The 17246-nt window shown below is 57.3% G+C and carries 11 protein-coding genes, 2 pseudogenes and 1 other annotated feature; of the genes and pseudogenes, 3 read left to right on the top strand and 10 right to left on the bottom strand.

What is annotated here, in order from left to right; all coding sequences use genetic code 11:
• Positions 1-15: 15 nt before the first annotated feature.
• The 4 genes from P9250_RS00235 to P9250_RS00220 all read right to left on the bottom strand — a co-directional run bounded on the left by P9250_RS00235 (position 16) and on the right by P9250_RS00220 (position 4127).
• The gene (locus P9250_RS00235; RefSeq protein WP_310390712.1) at positions 16-666 is read right to left on the bottom strand and encodes a TetR/AcrR family transcriptional regulator; all 651 of its coding nucleotides are present in this window, start codon (positions 664-666) and stop codon (positions 16-18) included.
• A gap of 8 nt (positions 667-674) precedes the next feature.
• Complete coding sequence (locus P9250_RS00230) at positions 675-1850, bottom strand: acyl-CoA dehydrogenase family protein (protein WP_310390617.1); 1176 nt, start codon at positions 1848-1850, stop codon at positions 675-677.
• A gap of 121 nt (positions 1851-1971) precedes the next feature.
• A complete protein-coding gene (locus P9250_RS00225) occupies positions 1972-2934 on the bottom strand; it encodes a hypothetical protein (protein WP_310390616.1) in 963 nt (320 codons plus the stop codon).
• Positions 2931-4127: a CoA transferase gene (locus P9250_RS00220; RefSeq protein WP_310390615.1), complete on the bottom strand. Its 1197-nt coding sequence runs from the start codon at positions 4125-4127 to the stop codon at positions 2931-2933. The genes P9250_RS00225 and P9250_RS00220 overlap by 4 nt, the downstream gene beginning before the upstream one ends.
• A gap of 261 nt (positions 4128-4388) precedes the next feature.
• Between P9250_RS00220 and P9250_RS00215 the strand changes: the two genes are divergently transcribed.
• The 3 genes from P9250_RS00215 (at position 4389) to P9250_RS00205 (ending at position 8641) form a co-directional block, all read left to right on the top strand.
• Positions 4389-5396, top strand: a complete 1008-nt coding sequence (locus P9250_RS00215; RefSeq protein ID WP_310390614.1) for an NADPH:quinone oxidoreductase family protein — start codon at positions 4389-4391, stop codon at positions 5394-5396.
• Between the two features lie 94 nt (positions 5397-5490).
• Positions 5491-7029 carry a 3-hydroxyacyl-CoA dehydrogenase gene (locus P9250_RS00210; protein ID WP_310390613.1) on the top strand — a complete coding sequence of 513 codons (1539 nt, stop codon included), beginning with the start codon at positions 5491-5493 and terminating at the stop codon, positions 7027-7029.
• A 460-nt stretch (positions 7030-7489) separates the two neighbouring features.
• Complete coding sequence (locus P9250_RS00205) at positions 7490-8641, top strand: porin (protein ID WP_310390612.1); 1152 nt, start codon at positions 7490-7492, stop codon at positions 8639-8641.
• Between the two features lie 427 nt (positions 8642-9068).
• Here the strand turns inward: P9250_RS00205 and P9250_RS00200 are convergent.
• From P9250_RS00200 to P9250_RS00175, 6 genes and pseudogenes are all read right to left on the bottom strand, one after another.
• Positions 9069-10015, bottom strand: a pseudogene (locus P9250_RS00200) (IS3 family transposase); the annotation flags it as partial.
• Positions 9976-11303, bottom strand: a pseudogene (locus P9250_RS00195) (IS3 family transposase). The pseudogenes P9250_RS00200 and P9250_RS00195, both read right to left, overlap by 40 nt.
• Positions 10884-11000, bottom strand: a sequence feature (AL1L pseudoknot). (Overlaps the previous pseudogene by 117 nt.)
• Before the next feature lie 305 nt (positions 11304-11608).
• Positions 11609-11869: a hypothetical protein gene (locus P9250_RS00190; protein WP_310390611.1), complete on the bottom strand. Its 261-nt coding sequence runs from the start codon at positions 11867-11869 to the stop codon at positions 11609-11611.
• Between the two features lie 35 nt (positions 11870-11904).
• The gene (mobF, locus tag P9250_RS00185) at positions 11905-14961 is read right to left on the bottom strand and encodes a MobF family relaxase (RefSeq protein ID WP_310390610.1); all 3057 of its coding nucleotides are present in this window, start codon (positions 14959-14961) and stop codon (positions 11905-11907) included.
• Positions 14961-16517: a type IV secretion system DNA-binding domain-containing protein gene (locus P9250_RS00180; protein ID WP_310390609.1), complete on the bottom strand. Its 1557-nt coding sequence runs from the start codon at positions 16515-16517 to the stop codon at positions 14961-14963. The genes mobF and P9250_RS00180 overlap by 1 nt, the downstream gene beginning before the upstream one ends.
• Positions 16510-16872, bottom strand: a complete 363-nt coding sequence (locus P9250_RS00175) for a hypothetical protein (protein WP_310390608.1) — start codon at positions 16870-16872, stop codon at positions 16510-16512. The genes P9250_RS00180 and P9250_RS00175 overlap by 8 nt, the downstream gene beginning before the upstream one ends.
• Between the last annotated feature and the right edge of the window lie 374 nt (positions 16873-17246).

Raw genomic sequence — 17246 nt, 5'->3', positions numbered from 1 at the left:
TTTCCTTCGAATTCTCTATTTGCGCGCGGCGTTCGCTGCGGTTAGACGTAAGCCGTCTACAAGGTAGTTGGCAATCTCTTCCGCCATCTTGGTTCTGTCTTCTTCCGTTTCCTTGGGTCGCGGGCGATACCAGAGCGTGGTCCAGTTCAGCGCACCAAGGAGCGGTTTAACAATCAGTTTCGCGTTGGCCGGCTTGAAAACACCTTGAGAGATGCCCTCTTCAATCACGAGACGGAACAAGGATTCGTACTCATCGCGCATGTCGATAATGCGAGTGAGCTCTGCACGTTGCGCAGCAGTGGTGCTGCCGGTGATGTGTAGTTCGACGCCTTGAACCGTCACGCGTTGATAGGAGGTGTACTCCATCATGAGGTGCGTGTGTTCCATAGCCATCAGACGAAGACGCTCGTCTGCCTTTGCTTCATGGTCATTTGCAATTGGCGAGATGATTTCGAGGTTCATCTCCATCGCTCGTCGATGTACAGCAGCAAACAAGTCCGTCTTGCTGCGGTAGTAGTAATACACGCTACCTTTCGTGGCCTTGATTTGGTCGGCCACATAATCAATCGACGTTGCTTCGTAACCAAGCTGCGAGAAGGCTTCTGCCGCTGCATCAAGAATTGCAACTTGCCGCTGCGGCATGTCTTCGTATCGGACGGCTTCCATTCCCACGTTTAATCCTTTCGGTTTTTCGCCGAAAGCACCGCTTTCTTGACATGGCGGGCGAGCACAACCCGCTGAATTTCAGAGGTGCCCTCGTAAATTTCAGTGATTCGTTGGTCGCGGTAGTAGCGCTCCATCGGGCTCGGCTTTACATAGCCGCGACCACCCAAGACCTGCATCGCGTCGTCAACAATCGTGTGCGACGACTCGCTTGCGAACAGCTTCGCCATCGCACCCAGAACCGCGATGTCGCCGCCGTTGTCGTACGTTTTTGCTGCTTCATACATCATCAGGCGAGAGGCTGACAGTGACGTCGCCGCATCAGCCAACTTGAAGCCGATGCCTTGATGGTCGATGATGGGGCGACCAAAGGTCTCGCGTTCTACCGCAAACTCTGCAGCCTCATCAAAGGCAGCGCGCGCAATGCCGTTGGCTTGCGCCGCGATGACAACACGGCCAAGTGTCAACGTCCCTAGCGCGAGATTCAGACCTTTGCCGATGTCGCCCACGATTGCATCGTCGTTAACATATGTATCGACCTTCAGGTTCGTCGTGGTCGTGCCGCGAATTCCCATCTTGTCTTCGTAGAAGTCGACGGCAATGCCCTCGGCATCGCGCTCCACAACGAACGCCGTAATCTGTTTCTTACCGTTGTCCTCGCCCGTGCATGCAAACACTATGAAGTGCTGCGAGTGACCACCGTTGCCCAGCCAGCACTTCTCGCCCTGGATGTGCCAGCGACTGCCCTCACGCGTCGCCGTCGCCTGAAGCGCCGAGGCGTCAGAACCGGCACCACGCTCGCTCAAGGCGAAGTTTACCGCCGACCCAGCCTTTGCAAGGCCGCCGAGCAGTTTTTGCTTCTGAGCGTCACTGCCGCCGAGGAGAACCGGAAACGCACCGAGCGAAAACGCAGCCATGATGGCAGCGGTCGACGCGCAGCCTCGCGCGAGTTCCTCGACCACGGCAACAACGGCCGTCAGGGAAGCGCCGCGGCCGCCATATTCCTTCGGCGTGAACATGCCACTCAGGCCGTGCTCAAGCATCACCGGAAGATGCTCGACAGGGTAACGCTGGTCCCGGTCAATTTCGGCAGCCAGCGGGCGAAAATAACGCTCTGTGAGCGTGCGGGCAGTTTCCTGCCACTTCAGCTCCTCGGCGTTCAGTGTGGGATTCCAGATTACGCTCATAAAAAAGATACTACTCAGTAGGAAATGAAGTTATCGTGTTGCAGCGCGCATGTGCATCAGGTGTTAACCCTCAAACCATGCGTATCCAGGGAAAACGGTCAATTACTGAAGCCGTGCTGCGCTACGCCCGTAAGTCAACCACCACGCGACCATGCTGTTTCTGATGCACCATGTCCCGGCTTACCGACTCCAGCCCTTCCAACGACACGGTGCGTGCTGCAAGAAGGTCCACCGACGTAATCGGGTAATCGACGGCAATACGCCGCCATGTCCGGTCTCGCTCTGCTGCGGGTGTGGTCTCTGCATCTATACCTACCAGCCGTACCGCGCGGAACAGAAATGGATGCAGCGAACTTTTCAACTCATCATCATCAGTCGCACCCGCAACGACGGCGATGCCACCGTACTTCAGTCCGCTGATGACAGCGGACAGTACTGCTCCGCCCATCGTGTCTATCACCGCGGCCCATCGGCCATCAGAGCTCGCAACATTTGAGGGCTCCGGATAAACCTCGCCTCCAAAGATCGTATCGGTTTCATACCCGAGCCTGTCAAGAATCAAAAGGGCGGCCTGCCCTAAAGCGCTCGACGGATTTGTGACGAGTACTGGCCCCTTGTCCGGCGCCCCGCCAGAATCCTCGAGCGAACATACACAAAGCATCGCCATGTAGCCTGGATGGCCCACCAGTGCCGCGGATTGTGCGTTTATGTTGCCGGGAAGGCGCGCTACGCCGCTTTCACAAACGCGCAGGAACTCACTGCAACCAAGCCAACCCGCCGCATCGCCTCCTGTCGCTGTCACCACCACTCGTTCACCCACGCGCAGTCGACCGCCTTCCGTCCCAACCACCAAACCTGCAGCTGCGTACCATGAAGTCGTGCATTTCCGCTGCCCTGATAAGGGTAGTCCGCTGATGCGGGAGGCATCCGTATCGGTGAACGCGGCGAACTCAACGCGGATGAGCGTATTGTGAGGCGGAAGCTCCTTCACTTTCGCTTCAACTAAGCGAGCGCGCTCACTTGTGCTGTCGAGCATCGCGCCGCGAAAGCTCATCCGGTCGATTAAGTCCACTGATGCATTCATTCGTAAATCCGTACACCGCCGTCGGTGACTGCTTGAGCGAGCTGCTCTTGGGTGTACCCCAACTCCTCAAGCAACTCTTTGCTGTTTTCCCCAACGCGCGGACAGTGCAGACGCAGCGTCGGTTGGGTAAGCGACCATTTCGAAGGAATGTTCACTTCGCGGATTCGCCCTTCGGTGGGGTGTTCACTCATTTTGAAGAAGCCAACAGCGTTCAAATGCGGGTCGTCCAGCAGCGATTCAGTTGTCTGCAACTTACTGGCCGGGATGTCGCACTCTCGGAGAAGTCGCAACCACTCGTCTCCCGTCTTCGTTACGAGCGCTTTAGATAGTACGGCGTAAAGCTCCTGCAGGTGTCTGCTTCGCGAGGCAACATTTGCAAAGCGTTCGTCCGTCGGCAAGCTTGAGTCTCCGGATTGCGCAGCGAATGCCGCCCATTGGCGGTCGGTATGAATCATCACGCCGATATAGCCGTCCTTCGTCGGCAGCGGACGACGCTTACTGACATAACGAATGAATCCCGTCGGTCCGATAGGCGGTTCATAGGTTTGGCCCGCAAGGTGGTCAGCAAAAACCATCGAAGCAAGCGTCTCGAACATCGGAATCTGGATTTTCTGACCCTTGCCGGTCTTCGCACGGTGAAAGAGCGCCGCGCAAACCGCATTGGTTGCATGCAATGACGCTGTTCTGTCCGCGATAGCAATCGGGATGTAAGCCGGCTCGGCGTCGGGGAAGACTTTGGAGAGGGTCGGCAACCCTGTCGCCGCTTGAATCAGGTCATCATAGGCCGGCTGCCCGTCATACGGACCTCCTTCACCGTATCCCGTGATGCTCAGATACACGATATCCCCGCGAACCGTCTTGATGTCTTCGTAGCTCAGACCGAGCTTAGCGAGTGGCTTCGAACGCACATTGGTCACGAACACATCTGCCGACGCCAACAACTTAAGCATGGCCTCCCGGCCTGACGGCAGCTTCAAGTCAAGCGCAACGCTTCGCTTATTGCGATTCGCGTTCATGAACACGGGGCTCATCCCTTCGTTGAGAAGCGGCCCAATCGGACGCATCGCATCGCCCTCGGGCGGCTCGACCTTGATTACATCGGCGCCCATGTCTCCGAGCAACTCGGCCGCATACGGGCCCGACAGCATTGAAGTCAGCTCGATTACGCGAATGCCTTCCAGCGGTCCTGCCATGACTCAGTCTCCTGTGACTGGCTCTACAGCGTTGCTGCTTTAGCCAATTTTTGAGCATCAAAAGTGCCCATCCCGTGAGACGTAAGGTAACATACTACTCAGTATCATCCTTACTGTCAGACATCAGCGTTTTCCCTAATGCAGCCGTCGACCGCAATGGAATCTGTGATGGCGTGCAACACACAAGCGCTATTGCATCGTCGCTTTAAACAGCCGGGCTATCTGCCGCTTAGACCCGGTTCTCAACAGATTGGAGACACCGTGAAAGCTGTCGTCGTTCGTGAATATGGGCCGCCGGACCAGGCGAAATTAGAAGAAATCCCGGCGCCGCTGATGGCCCGAGGCAGCATCCGAGTGAAGCTAGAGGCGACCTGCATTGGCTTCGCCAACCTGCTGACCATGGAAGGTAAGCATCAGAATCGAGCTCAGTGCCCTTTCGTCCCGGGGACCGAATCAGCTGGGGTTGTGCTCGAGTGCGCGCCCGATGTCACGGATTTCAATCCCGGTGACCGGGTCATCGCCGGCATGCGCGATGGAGCATTCGCACAGGAGGCCGTTGTCCCACGCACCACGGTGTTTCATCTGCCTGATGACATCGATTTCGTCATTGGCGCTCAATTCCCGACCATCTATGCGACGGCTTACTCCGCCTTTAAGTGGCGCGCGCACATGCAGCCGGGCGAGACGCTGCTCGTTCACGGTGCTGCTGGAGGCAGTGGCTTGGCCGCAGTGGAAGTTGGAAAGGCCATGGGCGCTCGCGTCATTGCCACAGCAAGCTCAGAAGAAAAGCTCGCGGTCATCCGTGAACACGGCGCTGATGAAGTTATCGACTATCAAAAAGAGAACTTCCGCGACCGTGTTCTCGAACTAACCGATGGTCGCGGCGCAGACGTAATTTATGACCCCGTCGGTGGCAAAACCTTTGACGACTCCCTCCGCTGCATTGCGCCTGACGGCCGAATCATTCCGATGGGCTTTGCAAGTGGAACGATTCCTCAGATTCCCGCGAACATCGTACTCGTCAAGAACATCACGGTCATCGGACTCTACTGGGGTTACTACGTCGGCTGGGCCAAGCAGCTTCCGCTGGGTGGGACCGACGACAAAATACGAGCCGCATACCAAGAGATGTTCGAGTGGGTCAGACAAGGAAAGCTGAAGCCGTTGACCTATCGCACTTATCCGCTGAATCAGTTTGCCGAGGCGCTCAACGTCCTTGCGGCCCGCGAAGCCGTTGGTCGTGTCGCGCTCCTTCCCCACGCGGAGTAATCAGCGACTTTTCAGAGCGACATCAGCGCGTCGGTACAAGCGTCACTTTCGTCCCACGCCGACTCAGCCAAGCAGCAGAACCGAAATCATCGCGATGAACACACAAACGCCAAGTATTGAAGCAATCGGAATCGTCGGTACGGGTGCTATGGGCAGAGGCATCGCCCAGATAGCCGCGCTAGCAGGGCTGAGCGTCCATCTGTTCGATACCAAGCCCGAAGCCGTAACAGCAGCGCGTGACTATCTGGCCGAGACTTTTGCGAAGCTCGTTGCAAAGGGAAAGCTTGAAGCAACTCGAGCGGACGACTCGCTCGCGCAGGTAACCGGAGCATCCTCGCTGAACGACCTGGCTGGTTGTCAGCTTGTCGTCGAAGCTATCGTAGAAAAGATTGAGGCCAAGCGCGCACTCTTCGAAGACCTCGAGACCATCGTCGACGCACAGTGCATTCTGGCGTCGAATACTTCGTCCCTGTCCATCACTGCGATTGCTGCTTCCTGCGATAGGCCTGAACGCATCGCAGGCTACCACTTCTTCAACCCCGTTCCGCTGATGAAGGTGGTCGAAGTTATCGACGGTCTTCGTACCAGTCCGATTGTTGGCGATGCTTTGATGGAACTGGCACGACGCATGGGTCACACGCCCGTGCGTGCGAAAGACATGCCTGGCTTCATCGTGAATCACGCAGGCCGCGGCATGAACACCGAGGGGCTTCGCGTTGCTGGCGAGGGCGTTGCAAGCTTCACAGACATTGACCGAATCATGCGCGAGCAAGCAGGCTTTCGTCTCGGACCGTTCGAGTTGCTGGACTTGACCGCACTCGACGTCTCGCACCCGGTCATGGAGTCGATTTATCACCAATTCTTCGAGGAGCCACGATTTACGCCCTCCCCTATCTCGGCCGTGCGATTCGCAGGCGGAATGCTTGGGCGCAAGACCGGCGAAGGCTTCTACAAATATGTTGATGGCAAAGCGCAAGTCGAAACTGAGCCGGCGGCCCCGACGGAACTGCCCGCAAGCGTGTGGGTAAGTCAACGATACGCCAAGGCTCACGCAGCTGTATGCGACCTTCTGAACGCCGCGAACATCGAGATTGATTGGGACGACGCGCCCAAGCCGCACTCTCTCATCCTCGTCACGCCCCTAGGCCAAGACGCAACGAGCGCGGCGGTCGACGAGGACCTTGATGCCTCCCACACTGTGGCCATCGACACCTTGTTCCCCTTGGAGACAGGAAGACGTCGTGTGCTTATGACGACGCCGGCAACGAAGAAGAAGTACCGGGACTTCGCTCATGCGCTCTTCGCAAATGACGGAAGCTCGGTCACGGTAATTCGAGATTCGGCGGGATTTGTCGCACAGCGTATCGTGGCGACAATTGTGAACATCGGTTGCGATATTGCCCAGCGTCAAATCGCGTCTCCAACGGACATCGATTTGGCCGTGCATCTCGGGCTCGGATATCCGCTTGGGCCGCTGGCGCTCGGGGATTGCTTTGGCGCAATGACCATCTTCTCCATTTTGCAGAACATGGTGAGGAATCTCGGCGAGCCGCGCTACCGGCCCTCGCCTTGGCTCGCTCGCAGGGCACTGTTGAAAACGAGCTTAATCGAGAGCGACGTCATTGACTCGTAGCACACACCAACCATCCCGGGCACCGGGGTGCGCATTGACGAAACAGAAACTCGCCCGTTACAGACTCGCCAACATTTAGCGAAATCAAGCGGCTTAAGCAGGCGCAAGTGCTCCAGCCGCTAGACCTCTAGTGACCGCGCAACCTGCTTCCGCTCGCCGCAGCGGTTTCGATGGAGAAAAGCACTCATATTATTTCGGTATACCAAATAATAAATTACCCCTATTGACTGGTGGTGAATCTGTCACACGATGCCAGCAACTCACTTGGTCGATGTGATCGCAAAACCATGCGGTCGCGCCGCCATGCAGACTGCGTTCTGAACACATCGGCTCTGAGCGCAGGGAGCGTTCGATTTGTCAAATGCTAGTCCTTCGTCAGCGCCAGGGACGGGGTCACTTCGTCCCTACGCATCGGAAACTAAACACCACAACAACAAGGCGACTTGTGATTGGAGACAAAATGCTATTCACGAACACTAAAAAGAAGACCTTTCCTAAACATGCACTGGCACTGGTCGCCACAGCCGCCGCAGGGGCAACTCTGTGGCCGGCGACATCGTTTGGTCAAAGCAGCGTCACGCTTTATGGCATCGCCGACGTCGGCGTTGAATACCTTAACAACACGACCGCCGGCGGAACGCAAACCCGCATGGTCTCAGGCAATCTCTCGGGTTCGCGATGGGGTTTGAAAGGGGTCGAGGATATGGGGAGCGGCCTGAAGGCAATCTTCGTTCTGGAGGATGGGTTCAACATCAACGACGGCACGACTGCACAGTCGACCCGAGGCTTGGGTGCAAATGCGACAACGACGGCACGATTGTTTGGCCGTCAGGCGTGGGTCGGTCTGTCCTACAAGGGTCAGCAGTTGACGTTTGGGCGGCACATGTCTTTGCTGTTTGAGCAGGCCACTCAATTCGACCCGTTTGGCGCCGCCCTTAGATACTCAACGCTAACGCTGGATTCTGCGTTCTCTGCTCGAGTCGACAATTCAGCTCGCTATTCTGGCAGTTTCGGACCAGTTACAGCGTCGGCGATGTACAGCACGCGCTACGACATCGGATATGGGACGGAAGTCCCCGGTGCGGAGCTGACGGGTCGGTACTTCGGCGGCATCTTGAATTATGCGACCGGCCCGTTTGCAGCCAGCGTGTTGTACGAACAGCGCAATAGCAATACTGCGGCGACGAACACAGCGACCGAGCGGCGAGCGACCGCCGCAGCGACATATCAATTCGGATCACTTAAGGGTCTTGCTGGTTATCGCTACCTTCGCGCGTCAAACGCGTTCCAACCGGTGAATCCGATAGCGGTAGCCAATGGCGCTGAAGCCAGTGCTGCCAACATGTATTGGCTCGGCGCTCAACATTACGTAACGCCGGCTTTTGCAATGACGGTCAGTGGTTACTATCAGGACGTGCATTCGTCGGATGCAGACCCGTGGATGGCGGTACTGGGTCTCGATTACTTCCTCTCGAAACGCACCGACCTGTACGCGACAGCAGCTTTCACTAGGAACAAGGGCGGCTCCAACCTGGGTATTGTGGGCTACGGAACCGCAGCAACGAATCACAATCAGGCTGCTGTCGTACTGGGCATGAGGCAGAAGTTCTAACTCCGACGATGCAAGCGGATTGAGGTTGGCGCGGCAGCTCGCTTCGACAGCTGTCGCGCTAGTCAAATTGCTCTCTCGCCCTCACTCAGACTAGCGGCGTGGCATTGGAAATCTTCAACGCGGGACGAATGCGACAGCGGGTAGGAGCAACCCCGAACCACCCGTCAACTTCAGCGGCAATCCTAAAAAGAATGAGAATGCGCGGAGGCTAGACCCAGCGTCAAGCGAATCTAGACGTGCAACGTTCGCCCAAGCTAGATAAGCGCTTCCAAGTAGGATTTTGCCGTCAGTACATGACTTGATTGCACCCATCGCGGTGGGCTTCGCTGGATGGATACCCTTCCGTTAAAGTCGCCGAAAATCCGTTTTGTGTCCGCGCCGACGGAATTTTGAGCCACCGGGGGTGCGGCTAAAATCTTGGACTGATTTACGCCGCATTTCCAAGACTCTCCCGGTATTGAAAAGGGCTAAGAGAGCCGAGCGAGACCTTAATTCGCGTGGCGTTGTACCAGAGGATTTAGGAGTCGAGGACCTCGATAAATTGATCAACGGTCGTAGCTCGGCAGTCACGAGAATAGAACATTTCCGTCTTGAGTCGCCCGAAGAAGCCTTCGCAGGCTGCGTTATCCGGCGAGCATCCCTTGAGTGACATTGAGCGAATCAGTCTGGCATCCTGCATCCGTGAGAGCCATCCTGGCCAGCGGTAATGCGCACCACGATCCGAGTGAACTACGGGCCGCTCCTTGCACTCAGCCAACGACTTAATCGCCGAATCCAGCATGGTATTGACGAGTTCGGCATCCGGCCGCGTGCCGATCGACCAGCTCACAACGAGACCGTCGAAGCAGTCGATGACTGGTGACAGATACACTTTGCCAGCCGGGATCTGGAATTCGCTAATGTCGGTCAGCCATTTCTGATTCGGCGCGGCTGCACGGAAATCACGGTTGATGAGATTTTCCGGCGCGGGGCTTATCTCTCCACGATAGGAACCGTAGCGACGTCGGTTGGACGTGACCGCGGTCAACCCTTCCTGCCGCATTAAACGTCGCACCACTTTCTCCGATATGAAGACCTGTTGCCTGATCAATGCCGCGCGCATTCGACGATAACCATAGCAGCGGTGATTGCGCTCGAAGATGTCCGCGATGACGCGACGCGCATCTGCATGCCTATCAGCGACAAGCAGACGTGCGCGGTGATAGAAGTAGGAGCGGCGAGCAAGCCCCAAGACGGTGAATAACTCCGGCAACGCATAGGTTTGTCTCAGGGCATCAACCAGCATCGTCTTCTCCTGGTTGCTCAGGAGTTGCGGGTCGATGCCCATCGTTTTTCTACCAGTTCGTTCGCCTTCTTGAGGATGTTGCGCTCGAGTGAAGCGCACCGGGAATTTCGGAGACGGTTTTGCTGGAGTTACGCTGCATCGGCATTCGAGCGATTTGTTCATAGTGGCGGGCTTCCGCTTCGGCCGGTGGGAGGTTGCCGATCGGCTCAAGTAGGCGTCGATGATTAAACCAGTCTACCCATTCAAGCGTGGCGAGTTCAACCGCCTGCACGTTACGCCATGGTCCGCGACGATAAATAACTTCTGCCTTGTAAAGGCGGTTGATCGTTTCGGCGAGTGCGTTATCGTATGAATCTCCGACGCTGCCGACTGACGGTTCGATTCCTGCTTCGGCTAGACGTTCCGTGTACCGAATTGAAACGTATTGCGACCCGCGGTCCGAATGATGTACCAAACGGTTACTTTCGGCTGGTCGGCGCTCGCGTACCGCCTGCTCCAGCGCGTCCAACACGAAGTCAGTACGCGCTGAGCTTGACACTCTCCAGCCTACGATGCGTCGCGCGAACACATCAACGACGAAGGCAACATAAGCGAAGCCTTGCCAGGTAGCCACGAAGGTGAAATCTGACACCCACAGCGCGTTCGGCCGTGACGCTTTGAACTGTCGCTGGACGTGATCAAGCGGGCACGGTGTGTTTCGCTCGCTGACGGTGGTTCGAATCGATCTGCCGCGCCGCACACCTTGCAGCTCGAGCCGCTTCACCAGTCGCTCGACAGTACACCGTGCGAGCTTGAATTTTCGCGCAATAGCTGCCGCCAAACCTTGCGCGCACCATACACCCGAAAGTTCTCCTCCCATACACGCCGGATGTGCTGACACAGCAGTGCATCGCGCTGCGCGCGCGGCGGCAGCCGACGCGGATCAGCGCGTCAAGACGAATGAAGGTAATACGTCGACGGGGCGATCGGCAGCACCCTGCAGATCGCCTCGACCCCATACGCCGACCGGTGATCGTCAATGAAGGCAATCATCACTTCGGTCGGCGGTCGAGCTCCGCCTACGCGAAATATGCCGAGGCCTTGCGAAGGATTTCATTGGCCTGACGCAGTTCCCGGACTTCGCGTTCAAGCATCGCGGATGCGGTCCTGCTCCTGCGTCTTGGGGCCCGTGCGCAAACCACGATCGCTCTCAGCCTGACGAACCCAGTTCCTTAACGTTTCGCGTGAGCAACCCATCTTGGCGGCAATCGACTGGATTGCGTCCCATTGCGTCGCGTACTCTGCACGATGCTCGAACACCATACGAACCGCGCGCTCACGCACTTCCGCCGAATATTTCGGTGTCGTCTTCCGTTTTGCTTTGTCGAGGTTTTCCATGACTCTATTCTCTCAGGAGTAAAGGTCTCCGGAAAACCCGGTGCGCTTCAGTCTCCAGAGCTCCGCGGTCTTCAACTGGAAGGCGACAATAAATGCGTCCATTCGTGTCGACTTCCGCCGGCGATGATGATCGGAATTGATCGGTCGGACTCGATACCGGATGCCGTCGATTTGCGTGTAAAAACGCAGTCGTTAAAATAACTACCCTTATCGCGATAGACGCGTTTCAGTCGAAAACCGATGGTCGGCAAAATCATCTGGCCGCGGACCGTCCCCTACAACTCAAACAGAAACTCGTTCGCGACCTACTCAAACGGCGTGAGGCCAAGTACACGACCGCGCTCGAGCTCGTACATGAGCTTCCGAAACCGCTCAACACTTGGCCGCTTGCAGAGAATCCCATCGATGCCATAGGGGTTCGTGTACCAGACGATCTCGTCGGCGTCATCGAACACGAAGTAGTGTTGATGAATCGTGATCGACCTACCGGCCAAAAGCGCATCGACGATCTGTTCAGGCGTCAAAGAACTGCCGGGTTCGTCAATTCGAAGATAGGGAATTTTCATTCGGGGAACCTCTTGACGGTCAAAACGCGTTCGTTTCACTGACCGATACCCATGTCCGGACCAACCGCAGCTTTCTCTTTAGCTCGGATTTTTTGACCTTCAATCGGCGGACCGCTTTTTCCGTGCCCTTGCTCAATCCAGTGCTTGAGCTGATTGAGTTCAAGCGCAGCTGTCTTGGTCGCTTCTCGTAACACAGCACTAGGCAGCCGCGCACGGTTGTCAGTGAATATCTCCGCTTCGTATCGGGCGCGCGAGACTGCGACGTAGTAGACATCTTTCGCCGTGGTGAGGGATCGCGTATCGAGGTTGATCAGCACCTTGTCGCTCGTTAGACCTTGAGCACTGTGGACGGTCGAAGCGTAGGCGAGCGCGGCATACATGGCGCGCGTCGCATCGAGCTTGATGGACCGCCCATGCGACTCAACAACGATCTCCGTCTCTCGAACCTCCCGGACCGTCAGTCGATCACCATTTGCAAGATTCCGATCTTTGTCGTTGCGCGTGACTTTGATCTGATCGCCCACCGCCACTTCGATACGCTCGGGTCGATAGACGGATAGCTGCGTAGTCCGGGCTGGCGAGAACGTCAACACTGCGCCGTCCGGTGCGCGGACGGTGAGTCGATTTCCGGGTCCCGTGTCCAGCACCTCGTATTGCTCGCCGCGGCACAGACCGATGGCATAGTCGCGTTCCGGAATGATGACGGCGCCCTTCTCATAGTATTTGCTGTGTCGCCGCTCGGCTTGCGTCGTATCGAGCCGGTCGAGTAGCGTGTAGTCGCGACCGGTTCCCTTCAACCCTAGCGCCTGCTGTATTCCGTCGTTGATCGCCTTGCGACTCTGGTTCGTGCCGGTGATCACGAGCGTCTGTACGCGTTCAACCGGCGACAGGTCGGCGTAGGTCTTTACGATCTGAGCATAGCGGTCCGCCGCTTCCATTACTTCGTGGATCCGTGTCACGTGCGCGAGCGAGTCTGCGGTCTTGCCCACAGCGGCCAGCTCAACCGCCTTCAACAACTCGGGGTCCTTCTGACGCTGGATCGTCCGAATCTCGGTCGATTGCATGCCAGCTTTCAGGAGCTGTTCGAATGGCTTGCCCGCCTCGATCGCTTTCGTTTGCGCCGTGTCTCCCAGAAACACGACGCGCGCATGATGCGCCTCAACAATCTTCATCGTTTCGAGCATCTGACGAGCCGGGATGACGCCGGCTTCATCCACGAAGACGACCGTGCCGCTGTTGAGCTTCTTGTTTTTCGCCTTGAGGAACGATTGGAGCGTGCGTGCCTCGATACCCTCGGATTCGAGCGCCTTCTTCTGACTCCCGTAGGGCGCGAGCGCGACCACTGAATAACCCTGCTGCTCAAGAAGCTCTTTCGCCGCCTTGGTCATGTAGCTTTTCCCGACACCTGCGAAGCCGGGCACTGCCATGAATCGATTAGTCGAATCCGCGATGCGCGCGACCGCCCGTGCCTGCTCGGCGTTCAACCCTGCGCGCTCGACCGTCTGGGTGCGTGTGGCCAGATAGGCGTCGATCTGCTGGGCCGTGACGCGCGAGGAGATCGCCCCGCGCCCCGCCGACTCGAGTGCCAAGATGTCGCGCTCGCGCCGCTGCGCGATGTGCGTCGTGTAGCGCGTCTCAGTCTTTTCCAGTCGTCCCTGCGCAATTCCGGCGTCCACCAGCGCCCGCGCTTGTTCGCGGGTCCGTCTCCCCCGGGTGCCTTCACCGTCGCCCTGGTCACCCATCAACTGAGCGATCCATTTCTCGCGTGGCATCGCAGATCCCGTCGGCCCAGTCCATGCCGTCTTATCGTCCGCACGCTCGGCCGGATTCAGCGATCGATAGAGGGCCTCCTCTTGGATGAGATGTCCACTGCGCTGCGCGCGGTCGATCGCGGCGCGAATGTCGATCGCAATCAGCCGCCCGTAGCCGTGCCTGAGCGCGACCGCAAGTAGCTGTTCGCGCGTGACGATCGCCTGTCGCTCAGTCAGACTCTGGATCGCGAATTTCACGGTTTGGTCGGCGTGAAAGACAAGCGGCTGGTCGATCTGTGGCGGTCGGCCCGAATGGCCGGATTCCTCTGCAGGGACGTTGCGTGATCCATCGCGGGGTTCGTTGCCTGAATCATTGCCGGATTTATTGCCGAATCGATCGCGCAATCCGCTGTCCGGTGACCTGGCTGGGCCGTCATTCCCCACGCCGGCCCATTCACGGCGATCGAAATCGATCCCTAATTCTTTGGCGCGCGCAAGCCACGACTCGCGCACACCCTCCCGATTGATGACGCTCTTCCGCTCTCGCGTTTGCATCGCAGCGAGATCGCGCTGCTCAGGCGTGGCGCTCTCGCGACTCAAGCCCCATTCAGCCAGTTTCGCGTCGATCTGGTTGCGCCTCGCGCTGAACTCGGAGATCTGGTGCTCGGTGAAATGCGCGAGATCGAAGGTGCCGTTGCGCTTGAACTTTAGTTTGAAGCCTTGCAACTCGAGCGCCTTCGCAAGCTCTGCTTTATAGACGTTCCCGAGGTGGCTCAACGAATTGACGATGCCGTCATTGACCAGCGCACGCCATTCGCCGTTCGCACGTTGGGTCATGTTGAGCACGAAAGCATGCGTGTGCAGATCCGAGTCCACTTCGCGCGAGGTCTCATGTCGGAAGGTTGCCGCGACCAGTTTATGGGTGTGCTCGACGCTGGTCTTACCGTCCAAGGTAGAGCGGGCCGCGGCTAGCATCTCGGCCTCGCGCAATGCAGCGGCCACCGCGCTATCGTGAGCTGCAATGATCCGCGCGTCACCGTGTACAAGCGCCTGCAGCGAGACGCCCTTAGGGGCTGAGAACGTCAGGTCGTACCCCAGCCGCTCTTTTCGCGCCTCCGAGGGCTTGGTTCGGCGCAATTGAGTGCGCTCATTGATCCGGCCATTCAGCAATTCAGCAAAGCGGCTCTGCTCAACCGCTCCAGCCAGCCCAAGCGCCTCTGCCCCCTTCCCATGCCACTGCATGGCGCTGCCATCCTTCGCGTAATAATCGTCGGCGCTGTCGGCGTAGTAGCCCACGACCTTGCCGACGTTCTGGCGCTTGATCGTCGTGATGTTAAGCATCAGACCGCCCCGAAAATTTCGCCATCAGGCGATACGATCCCGGGAACGTGGCGCTTGCGCGTGTAGGTCACTGATTCGGTTTTGAAGCGAGCGATGGGCAGATCGCCCGGAAAGGCGAGATACCCTTCGAGGTTCGGAAGCCGCATCAATTCAGACGCAAGCACGACCGACTCCGGCTTGATCTCCTCATTTTGGCTGTTGGTCCCTAACCCGCCAAACGCGCGGCGGCTGCGTCCCGAGCGATGACGCTTGATTTCGTGTTGCCCGAGGGCGCGCGACATCTTCTCAGCCGTCTTCTCGCCCATGCGACCGACGCCAAGGGCCACCATCGTGCGGTGATTGCCGAGCATTGTCTCCGCGAGATTCTCGCCGTACACGTCCACCAATTGCGTGTAGGTCTGGTATCCGGACACGACCCGCAGCCCCTTCTTCCGCCCTTTCGTTAGCGCGTCGCCCAAGGTCGGCAGGCGGGCGAGCGACTCCAGCTCGTCCAGATAGACCCAGAGCCGGCGATTCAAGTCGGCGCTCATCCCGAGCACGCTGCTGAAAATCGTATCCGCAAAGCAGGAAATCAGCGGAACGAGCGCCGCCCGCATATTTTCGTCCCAGGTGATGAACAGGTTGCCTCCCTTCGGATCGGCGATCCAGTCGCGCAACGAAAAATCGCCATGAGGCATGTCGAGATGCGGAGGCAGCTTGTTGGACAGCACGAATCGCGCACTGCCGGACGCGCGGCTATTGCCCGTAAAAAGCGCCTGCGCATTGGTGCCCTCCACGTAGGCTTCAAGTTCCTCAAGCGTCTTGCGATTCGTCCACTCGAAGACTTCTTCCATGGTCGGATTACGCGATGTCGCATACACTTTTCGGGCGACCTCTGTGAATAGCAGCCGACCGTAATCATTCCACTCTTCAGATTCGACGCTGCCCGATCGCTGAATAATCGACGCTGAGTAGCGCTTGAAGTCAAATTCGGCGCGAATTTCATTGAAAAACGACCAGCCTTCCGATCTCGCGTCGTAGGGATTTAAGACCTTGTCGCCATTGCGGTAAAAGGTCGAGAGAAACTCGCCGTCGGGGTCCAGTACCACCATTCGATCACCACGAGCGAGCGCACCTAAAATCATCTCTTTGAAGATCGTTGATTTTCCTGTCCCTGTTGACCCTCCGATGGAGACATGGGTGTTCTCTGCCGCGAGCGGGATGGGTACGCCGGCAATCGTAATTTGATGCTTTCCCTTTTCCTGCGTCTTCCTTGCCAGTTCATTTGCGGTGACGATTTCCGTTCCGCGAAAGAACTTGGAAAACGCCGCGCCTTTGAACGGTCCGTTCACGGCTCTTGTCGCGATCACCAATCCAATAATCGCCACCACTTCGCCACCGATCAGCGCTGCCCAAAGAGAGACAAGATGAAAGGTGTTCGAGATCAGATATGGAACAACGACCCGTGCATCCTGCGGCGTAAAACCGAAGACCACCTTTGCCGTGACAAACCAGGCGAAAAGCGGAACGAACACCAATGCAGCCATCGCCGCCTGCCGCTTTTGAATATCATCCACGATTGCTCTCCCATGTAGGCTGCCACGAGCGAATATGTAGGCGGTCAAGCTCAGCACGCGCGCCACGCAACTTGTCGGGCGGCAGCGCCATTCGCAATAAGATCAAAATCTCCATCAGCATGTGAGAAGACGGTTCGATGTCGTCTGAAGCTGATCGACTTTGAGAATGACTCGACATCTTTGAGACGGAGAGCGTCAACTCGTCCAGTTGCGCAATCAGCGCTTGTCGCTGGTCCTGGGCTTCTCCAAATAGCGCGTGCTTGATGTAATCCGACACGTTTCCCTCGTGTCGTGAAGATCGTTCCTCCAACTCGATCTTCTGAGACTCGGACAAGCGCAGGCTGATAGTGGGCATGAGGTCACTCCGGTAATACGCTTGTCCTACACCCTAATCCTTATGCGATAGCACGTTCAAGGGGTTGTGTAGGACCCCGGTTTTACAGCATGATTCTTGTCGGTCAGCAAATACTGCGCTGAATCAAGCACTTAGGCAATGCGAAGCATTGCGTATGGTGTATAGCCTTCAAGGGCCAGGGCGAACCGATGATTTAAGGGGAAGTCGGGAATGTTTACAGCCTATTTGCGCGTCCAAATAACGTTCTTTCCTATCCTTCACGCATCGCGTGAAGGCATCTGCGCGAATAGACCGAAAGAGGACAATAAGGAGACACTTCGATTACCAATCGAGGCTACAGCGAGGACTGAATAGCACGTTTCAAGAGACAACAT

This window comes from Caballeronia sp. LP006, assembly GCF_031450995.1.
In the GTDB taxonomy this organism is placed as follows: Bacteria; Pseudomonadota; Gammaproteobacteria; order Burkholderiales; family Burkholderiaceae; genus Caballeronia.
Note: the sequence above shows the minus strand (reverse complement) of the source record. Positions and strands in the feature narration are given on the sequence as shown.